We start from the raw sequence: 9,799 nt of genomic DNA on the forward strand, positions 1-9,799 counted from the left end.
ACCTTAATCCCCGTAAGGGGACGGAAACTTAATGTCGCTAAAATTGGGCTCTTCGGCCTGAGTTTAGAACCTAAATCCCCGCAAGGGGACGGGAAGCTTTCTGCTTTGAAGCGTAAATCTGAAGTTGGAATGAGAAAAGCCGCTGCGGGCATCTGTTTGTGATGTCTTGCGGCGGCTTTTTGCCATGTAGGAGTACTTGGTTGGGTGAAGGGGTACGAAATGATCGTATTGTAGCTTTTACGTAGAGGGACGATGGAGTTCGGAGTATGATGCAGGATGTCCTTTTTAGAGCGACGTTATCATTAGATCCATGCTATAATAGAACTAAAAAAGTGCGGAAAAAGGCATTCTTCAAAGCACGAGATAGGCGGTATAAGAATATGTCTCACGAAGAAAAACGGGTATGGGGGATTCATACCACAGATGATAATTTATTTTTGCAGCAGGCTGTCATCGCCATTGGTTGGAAGGCTATGGGCGATTTGAGCCGGATCGAAGCCAATCGGGAGGCTTTCAAGGAAAAGTACGCTGCCGTTTATCCTGATGCCAAGAAGGGCCGTGTTTCCAATCATGTTGGCATGCTTTATCGCTTTGTCCACGAGGTCGAAATCGGTGATTACGTAGTATTTCCTTCCAAAATCGACCGACAGATTAATATCGGCATCATTGAAGGCGGATATGAGTATCATCCGGAACCCGTCGAATATGCACAGCAGCGCAGGGTGAAATGGTTGAAGCATCTTTCCAGGACCTCCTTCTCGCAAGGGGCGCTGTATGAAATCGGTTCAGCTCTGACCTTCTTTTCCGTGAAAAGTTATGCCGATGAGTACCTGTCTGCCCTCGATAAGGACTTTAAAAAAGAAAGGGCCATCACAGAAACAGAAGAAGATGAAAGCGTAGGCGCTACGGCAGAAGAAATCGTAGAGACAACGAGAGATTTCATTTTGAAAGCACTTAGCAAGCATCTCAAAGGATACGATTTAGAATACTTTGTAGCCGACCTCTTACGGGCCATGGGATATCGTACGACCGTGTCGCCCCACGGCGGAGATAGCGGCATCGATATTACGGCTTACAAAGATGAGCTGCCGCCGCGCATTCTGGTACAGGTAAAGAGTCAGGACGGCGACATCAAGGAAGCGGCGATCCAGTCTTTGAAAGGTGCCATGCGGGAAGGCGATTACGGCCTGTTTGTAACCTTATCCAACTATACCAAGAATGCTCAAAAGTATCTGGCCAATACGCCCATCATCCGCGGCATCAATGGATACGAACTGGTAGAGTTGATTTTGAAATACTATCCTGATTTGAACGATAAGTATAAACAGATGATTCCCTTAGAACGAGTGTATATTCCCGTTGTGAAAGAAGATTCGCAGCCCTAAGCACATCATTTTTCTATCTGATCATAAAGAGACATATCGATCCGCCTTTTGGTCCTCGGCAACAGCGAGGCTGAAAGACAGGGAAGATATGTCTTTTTTTGTGCCGCAAATCCGGTGAGGAAGAAGGATTTTTATGGCAATGATTCTATTGCTAAGGCTACATCCTGCATACTGGTTCTGGCATCGGCTGTCAGGAGAATAGATTAATCATTGTTTTGTATAAAACGATATAACAAAATTAACTTATTTTTGTTATAATGAGGTTAGCTATCAATCGAACGGATATTAAAAAAGAAGAGAGAATCTATTGTGACCGGAAAAGACGATGAAGGAAGAAAAACGTCGGAAGTATAGGGACTTTTGAAAATGACTTCTATGAATAGAGACAATTTCTGTCACGATGGCTTTGTATAATAGAAATTAAAGCAGCGAATCAGACTTGTTAAGGAGGTTTCCGCCATGATAACGAGTTATAATAATGTAAAGAATGAAGTACTGAAGTACTATGAGGAGTTTTTAGATGCTTTTCATAAAATGGGGATATCAGAAAACGATACTTCTTTACAAGCTCTGAAGCTGAAGGCGGAGAGAATTAAGGACGACCGGTTCTGCTTGATGATCACCGGAGAAGCAAGAGGTGATACATTTACCTTTATCAATGCCTATCTAGGTTCGGAAATTCTGCCCATGAATATCTATCAGTGTACGGGTACTGTCGTCGAGGTTACCTATGGCGAAAAGTTTGTTTTGCATGCCGTCTATGCCGATGGGCAGAAGAAAGACGTATCAGGGGAAGAAAATATCAAAAATTTTTTGATTGCCCATGTCGCCTTAGCTGATAAATATCGAGATATCCCCGTCGCCCTTATTGATCGTGACATTATTGTTAAATACCGGGATAAGAAAGCCAATCAGGCGGTCATCGAAGCCTTCTTAAAAGACGTAGCGTGTGAAAATATACATGGCCTTTCCAGCGGAAAATACAACGGAAAGATCAAAAACTACATAAAGGAAAAGCAGTACCGATGGAGAAACGTCGTCATAAAGATGATTATTGAATACCCTTTTAAAGATGAAGCGATGCATGGGATTCGCATCATTGATTCTCCCGATGTAAAGGCTGACGGCAGCATGGCCGATGTTACGTCTGAAGATATCGAATCTGCCGATGCCATTCTTTTTTTGCAGCCCTTTGAGGATTCGGTTGAGTCCAACCGTTTTAAATCCTTTTTAGAATCGAAGCATGTTGACAAGTATAAAAATGCTCTGTTCTTGATTTTAAACCGTACTGCTGCACAACCGGAGACAGAAACAAAAAAGACATTCGAGAAATTTGTGAATCTGTTTGCCCGTCAGGAAGATGGCAGCAGACAAGGCATCGGAAAAGATCAGATTATTCTTATCAATACTAAGGCTAAACTTTATTATAATACTTTTCAACACCTGATCACCGAGAACATTAAGGCTGAACTGAAAGAGATGGGGCGCAAGAAAGCTATTGAGCCTTTTCTTAAAGATGCCTGGCAGGGTAGTGATGGAAAAAAAGATGCGTTCCTCAGGGAATTGAATCGACTGTCCCATTTTGATGGCGTGAATCAGTCGTTGAATTTCTTCAGAAGGAAGATTGATTTTATGGCGCTGAGTGAACTACTCGATCATCTGTTGAAGGTTTATGCGCAAAAAAGAAGTTACCTTGATGAACTGGTTGCAAATTATACATTAAAAGTCGAAGACCTGAGCAAATGTGCTGTAAAAATAGAAGAGGAACTTGAGAATATCAAAATTCGAATGAATGAAAACGTAGAGAAAATAGGAGAAAAATACACGGGTGAAAAGGGCCTGATTGCACGACGTGCCGAAGTAATACTGGATGATTATAAAGAAACGATGGAGGTTGTAGATGACTACGATGATGATTATCTTTATAACCTTGGACTGTTGGAAACGTTTGCGTTTCGCCGAGTAGGTTTTTTTATCGAATTTGAGCAAAAAATACGGGATAAGGTAGTTACCGAGTGTAATGACCTCTTAGGTGTGGCCCTCAGTAATAAGATTCCCGTTCCATATGTATTGCCGGAACCGACCTTTTCTCCAGAAATGGTGGATGCGATCAAAGAAGAGATGAGAAGAAAAGCCAACGAAACATTTAACGACAATTATGATTCATTCAGGACACACTATGAATCTGAGAAAAAGGATGCATTTTCACAGTCAGCGGCTTATAAGTTGGTTAAAGATAGTTTCATTGATGGACTTGATCGTATCAAGAATCAGGCAATCAAGGATCTTCAGTTGTTTGTTCAACAGACGCTTACTGCCTATACACCCGAATTAATAAGGAAACATACTGAGGATAAAGAGAGAGCGCTGCATAAGGTCGAGGATGATAAGAAAAATACCGAAAAAATATTGGAAGATATTACAAATTTAAAGGTTCAGGCAGCAGCTCTTGAAGCGAAGATAAAACCAATCACAGCACTGAAGGGCGGCATTGACAGCTATCTGCAATAAGGTAACAGCACCTGATATTGCGGTGTGATGACAGTCAGAATGGCTGCATATTTATTGCCACGAAACCGGGTAACCGAAGCAGTGCATTGTTTTTACAATTAAGTTCACACGATTTATAAGGGTTCGTTCTCTTGTCAGAAGGGAGCATCGCTATGACGAATAAGGTTGAATCAAATGTTTCGGATCAGACGGAAAAGCGTTTATCACCAGAAGTTTCTGAGCAGTTCCAGCAGGATACCCGCGTTGTGGCAAAGCAAGCGGCTGAATTTATAGAGGAGATACACCCTGCGCGTCTGCTTCAGACAAAACAAGAGATTATGGATCTGTCCTATGCAAAATCTGATGAATTATTGGACTCATTTGCTTTCTTCAGGATCGTAAGTTGTACGACCGATGAAGTCGATGATATGTTCGACTTTCTTAATGAAAAGATGGACAAGTTTTACACGGCCTTATATGCTGTCGGGAAGCCCGTCGTGTATGGTATTGTTTCCTATGGGGAAACGACAAATTTGGTCGTTGGCTTACTGGATACAGAGGATAACTCGGACTTGTTAAAAAGCATCATGGAAGGGTTGCTCGATGGAATCGAACTCCTGCCCTATAAGACGAATTTTGCGGCGAGAACTGCCTGTGAGAAAGAAGTGGGGTTGATCTCGGCCATACCGTCCGTCAAAATTGAAGAGGAAAAGCAAATCTTCTCCTTGGCCCCGCTGATGAAAAGCTTGAATGGACAAGATTACACCGTTTTGTTTATTTCACGCCCGCTGTCACAAGACATTATTTCGAAAAAACGCAGGGCGTTAATACAGATCAAAGATCAGTGTTTTGCTGTCAGTAAGCGAAATATCTCGAGGCAGCAGGGAATCTCGAGATCGAAAGGAAATACGGAAGGTCGTACAGACACGATTACGAAGAGTACGTCCAATACAATAAGTGAAAGTTTTGGATGGGCTCTTGGTTTTACTTTCAGTGAATCCTACAGCGAAACGACAAGCGAAAGTTCTTCGGCCTCCGAAAATTACAGCCAGACTATCACCGACGCTATCAATCAAAGTGAGGGCATTTCTGCAGAGGTACAAAATGGCGTTGCCCTTGAATTGATGGACTATACAGATAAAGCTATTGAAAGATTGCGACAAGGTAGGAGCAATGGCATGTGGGAAACGGTCATTTCTTATTCGACTGATTCAAAATTGGCGGCTGGAATTATACGGGCCTGCATTTCCGGAGAATTTGCTAAGCCCAATCCGGTCATTTTGCCTCAAGTTGTTCACTCTTTTCATTTGGATAAGACGGAGGCTGAGGGAAAGTCTCTCTTAGTGCCTGAAATCCTCGATGCTGAACCGGAATTGTCGCCGCTGTGTACGGTAGTTACTTCTGAAGAGTTGGGGTTTATGTGTACCCTGCCCGATGTTCCGGTGCCGAACTTCGAGTTAAAAAAGGGAAAAACATATCCCTTGATTACTGATAATGCTGTTGGCGTCGAGGTGGGACATATTTGTGAAGGTCGCAGAATCTTGGAAAATATGCCTTTTTCATTGACCCATAAAGATCTGGCCCGCCATACGTTTGTGTGCGGCATTACGGGCAGCGGAAAAACGACGACCGTGAAAGGGATATTGAAAGAAGCCGACACTCCATTTTTAGTCATTGAGTCGGCGAAAAAAGAATATAGAAACATCAATCTTAAAGATAAAAAAAGGCCTCAAATCTATACACTGGGAAAACCTGAGATAAATTGTTTGCGATTTAATCCCTTTTATATTCAGTGCGGTGTTTCTCCACAGATGCATATCGATTTTTTGAAGGATTTGTTCAATGCATCTTTTTCTTTCTACGGCCCGATGCCGTATATTTTAGAAAAATGTTTGCAGAATGTATATAAGAAAAAGGGCTGGAATTTGACCTTGGGGTTCCATCCCTATCTGGTAAATACGGCAAACTCTGCCAAATTCTTTGATGCAGACTATATGCAGAAAAAATATGCGTCAGCGGCGCATAAGTATCTCTTTCCGACGATGCAGGACTTGAAATTGGAAATCGAGCGCTATATCAAAACAGAGATGGACTATGAAGGTGAGGTTGCCGGAAATATAAAAACGGCAATCATGGCCAGATTAGAAAGTTTGTGTTCAGGATCCAAGGGCTATATGTTTAATACGTATGAATATGCCGATATGAATGCGTTGTTGAACCATAATACGATTTTTGAACTGGAAGGCTTAGCCGATGATTCGGATAAGGCCTTTTGTGTAGGATTATTGATTATCTTCATCAATGAATATCGGCAGATAAGCCAGGAAATGTTGGATATGAACAGAACGCTATCGCATATTTTGGTTATTGAAGAAGCACACCGACTTTTGAAAAATGTAAGCACGGAAAAATCGTCGGAAGATCTGGGCAATCCCAAGGGAAAGGCCGTAGAACACTTTGCGAATATGCTGGCTGAAATGCGCTCCTATGGGCAAGGGGTTATCGTGGCGGAACAGATTCCCAGTAAACTGGCGCCAGATGTCATAAAAAATTCATCCAACAAAATCATTCAGCGGTTGGTGTCTGCTGACGATCAAGCGGTAATGGCCAATACGATCGGCTTAACCGGTGAAGAAGGGCTGGATTTAGGCAGCCTTAAGACGGGAACAGCCTTGTGTCATAAGGAGGGAATGAGTCTTCCCGTTCGTGTGCAGATTGCGATGGTTGATGACATCAAGGTGACAGACGACTTGTTGTATGGCAAAGATATAAAGAAACGACTGTATCAAATCAATGTCAGCCTGGCAAAAGAAGTACTGGCAGATTCCCTGCCTCTTATGGGGATGAAGATGCTGAATACTATTTTGGTTCAGGATTGCAATCATGTCAGCCATGCTGTTACGGTCTGCCGACAATCGTTTAGATCGTCTTTGAAGAAAAATAATGTTACCCTAGTCATGTGTGACAATGAAAATGAAATTTATGCCGAACTATTGTATGAAGGTGTTCTTCGATATTTACTAAATGGCTGTTATATCCTAAAACAGATGATACCGGATGAACTTTGCAGCGACATATATCAATTGATGTTGTCCCCCGATAACGACAAATTGGTCTTGGTAAAAGAACAATTGCAAGCGGAATATGAAGAGAATCTTGAAGACCAAGGCTGTTTTATCGTGGCGCAATTGATATACAAAAACGCCTTTGAAAGAACTGATATTGTTCAAACCATAAAGAATTACTTCTTTGAAATATCTGACGAGGACATTTTGAAGATAAAAGCTGAGTGGAGGGGAAGTGATTGAATGATTGGAGGTCTTTCCGCACTTACCGGAGCTGTGAAAGAGGGCATGACAAAAATTGTCGAGAAGGGGGCTGCCTTAAAGAACAATGTTGAAAAACTGGGGATGACTGAGTTTAAAGAGAAAGCAGAATTACAAAAAATGGTTGCCCAAGAAGCGGATACGGAAACAGCGATGAACTCTTCTTTAGAATCGGTCATCGAAGCTAATAAGGAGAAGCTGGAAGCACAAGAAAATAAAGTAAGGGAATCGAATGAGAGCAAAGAAGGCCTGACGGCGGAGGAGAAAAAAGAAATTCAAGAAGAAACCGGGTGGTCTTCTGAAATTCTGGAGCAGATCGGCTCTCGGAAAGAAGCTGAAATATATATGAAGGCCGGTTTGAAAGAAGTCGAAATCAATGGTAAGAAATGTTTGATCAAAGAGGATATTGACTTAGATCAAAAAGATGAAGATGGCCTCACTAACAGAGAGCGAATGGAAAGAGGAAGACCGCCCCTTACAAAAGATGGCGAGGAAATTGAACTTCATCATATCGGACAGAAACCGGAAAATCCTCTTGCGGAACTGACCTTGAAAGAACATCGAGGTATCGGCAATGACACCATTCTGCATGATAAAACGAAAGAAACGGAAATTAACCGGATCGAATTTGCCAAAGAACGGCGGGAGCATTGGCAAGGACGCATTAAGGATATGGAGGGAGTATAAATGTCTAAAGTCATTGAGATCATAAAGAATCTTAACAATTTGATATCATTAAAACCTGCGACGATGGACGAGGTAGAAGACGTAGAAATCGATTTGGCACTGCCCTTGGCAGAAGATTATAAAGAGTATTTACTCACATTTGGCGCGATTATAGCCGATGATGTGGAGCTCACGGGGGTTGCAAAATCCAAGAACAGAAATGTGGTTCAAGTTACCAAAAGAGAGTGGGCTGTAAATGATCAAATCGGGCATAAATTATACGTCATAGAAAATGTGGGCATTGACGGTATCATCATTTGGCAGGATGGTAGTGGTACGGTATATGAATCAAGACCCAATCATAGCGCCACAAAGATTGCTGAAAGTTTAGCAGACTATCTTGAATCAAAACGGCAATAGCTTGATGTAACGATTGTATGTGATAAAGGTTGTTCAAGCGATGCCTCTACGCTTTTAAGAGGAACCGTTTCAGTATATGTTTAGAATTTTATTTGTACAAAGGAGATGAGGTTTGTGAAACAGTTGTGGAAGGCGTTATTGATTTGTTGTGTGGGATGTATGTGTTTCTTTGCCGGCGCAGGTCCTTCTAAGGCCGCCGACGTTTGGGTCGATCGTTGGGCCTCGGAAAATGTGGATCTCTATGTCATGGATGATACGTTGACCTCGGGACGAGATTCGTACGGGCCTTGGTTTTCGGTAGCTGTAAAACGGGTCCAAAACGGCAGTCTTGAAAAAGTGGTGACCTGGCGGTTCTTTAAGCCCGAGCGCATATGGCAATATGCTACGAGTACCATGGCCAGCGGCCGTCGTGCCGGCGTCATAGTGCCCAACAAGATCTTTGAATACGGCATGAATCAATTAGGCTGGTCCTATTCTAATGACGGCATGCATTACTATTAAGGATCTGCTGAATGTACGATTCACAGGACCTTCCGATTCATAAAGGAGTTGAAATAGTGAGAAAGTACGGAAAGATCTTGATAATTTTTGTGCTGATATATCTGATCCTGTATGCCTGCTCCGGTCCTTCGAAGGCTGCCGACGTATGGGTCGATCATCGGGCCTCGGAAAATGTCGACTTGTATGTCATAGAGGATACCTTAGCCTCGGGAAGGGAAGCCTACGGGCCGTGGTTTTCGGTAGATGTGAAACGGGTTCAAAACGGCAGCTTGGAGAACGTCGTGACCTGGCGGTTCTTTAAGGCCGAATCCGTGTGGCAATATGCAACGAATACCATGGCTAGCGGTCGTCGGGCCGGCGTCCTGGCACCGGACAGGATCTTTGAATATGGCATGAAGCAGTTGGACTGGTCCTATTCGAGTGACGGCATGCATTATTATTAAGGCGCGGCTATGTATGACGTATAATTCATTTATTTTATAAAAGGAGATGAGCTTTGTGAAGATGTTGTGGAAGGCGTTGTTGATTTGTTGTGTAGGATGTATGTGCTTCTTTGCCGGCACCGGTCCTGCCAGAGCTACCGACGTCTGGGTCAGCCATATGGCAGCGGAGAATGTAGATGTCTACGTCATGGACGATACCTTTGCCTATGGGACGAGCGCGACCGGGAAGTGGTTTTCTATCTCTGTAAAACGGGTCCAAAATGGCCGCTTGGATCAAGTGATGACTTGGCGCTTTTCTCAGTACAAGAGCGATATGTGGCGGTATCGGACCAATACCATGTCGGGAAATCAGACTTCTATTGTCAGGGCTCCCAATAAGATCTTTGAATACGGCATGAATCGGTTAGGCTGGTCCTATAGCCTGAACGGGACGTATTATTATTAAACAGCATTATCAGATTAACCGTCAGAAAAAGCGATTGAAACCATTCTTTTAAATAGGGTATGAAAGCCGCAGGTCGGAGGACTTGCGGCTTTTTCTTTTTGGCGCCGAATAGGCATGATAAAA

At 43.0% G+C, this 9,799-nt stretch carries 8 protein-coding genes; all 8 read left to right on the plus strand.

What is annotated here, in order from left to right:
* The first annotated feature begins 380 nt into the window (after window positions 1–380).
* The 8 genes from HMPREF3201_RS08400 to HMPREF3201_RS08435 all read left to right on the plus strand — a co-directional run bounded on the left by HMPREF3201_RS08400 (window position 381) and on the right by HMPREF3201_RS08435 (window position 9,676).
* Window positions 381–1,385 (plus strand): restriction endonuclease, encoded by a 1,005-nt coding sequence (locus tag HMPREF3201_RS08400; protein ID WP_062412625.1) that lies wholly within the window; start codon window positions 381–383, stop codon window positions 1,383–1,385.
* 459 nt (window positions 1,386–1,844) lie between these two features.
* The gene (locus HMPREF3201_RS08405; protein ID WP_062412626.1) at window positions 1,845–3,896 is read left to right on the plus strand and encodes a dynamin family protein; all 2,052 of its coding nucleotides are present in this window, start codon (window positions 1,845–1,847) and stop codon (window positions 3,894–3,896) included.
* 152 nt (window positions 3,897–4,048) lie between these two features.
* Entirely contained in the window at window positions 4,049–7,183 is a 3,135-nt protein-coding gene (locus HMPREF3201_RS08410) for an ATP-binding protein (RefSeq protein ID WP_062412627.1), read from the plus strand.
* Window positions 7,184–7,888, plus strand: a complete 705-nt coding sequence (locus HMPREF3201_RS08415; RefSeq protein ID WP_062412628.1) for an HNH/ENDO VII family nuclease — start codon at window positions 7,184–7,186, stop codon at window positions 7,886–7,888.
* Window positions 7,889–8,287 (plus strand): SMI1/KNR4 family protein, encoded by a 399-nt coding sequence (locus HMPREF3201_RS08420; protein WP_062412629.1) that lies wholly within the window; start codon window positions 7,889–7,891, stop codon window positions 8,285–8,287.
* 114 nt (window positions 8,288–8,401) lie between these two features.
* Window positions 8,402–8,788: a hypothetical protein gene (locus HMPREF3201_RS08425; RefSeq protein ID WP_227163192.1), complete on the plus strand. Its 387-nt coding sequence runs from the start codon at window positions 8,402–8,404 to the stop codon at window positions 8,786–8,788.
* Between the two features lie 89 nt (window positions 8,789–8,877).
* A complete protein-coding gene (locus HMPREF3201_RS08430; RefSeq protein WP_154254413.1) occupies window positions 8,878–9,231 on the plus strand; it encodes a hypothetical protein in 354 nt (117 codons plus the stop codon).
* Window positions 9,232–9,331: 100 nt separating this feature from the next.
* The gene (locus tag HMPREF3201_RS08435; protein WP_231726837.1) at window positions 9,332–9,676 is read left to right on the plus strand and encodes a hypothetical protein; all 345 of its coding nucleotides are present in this window, start codon (window positions 9,332–9,334) and stop codon (window positions 9,674–9,676) included.
* Window positions 9,677–9,799 lie beyond the last annotated feature (123 nt).

The sequence above is a fragment of the Megasphaera sp. MJR8396C genome, assembly GCF_001546855.1.
Classification (GTDB): Bacteria; Bacillota; Negativicutes; order Veillonellales; family Megasphaeraceae; genus Megasphaera.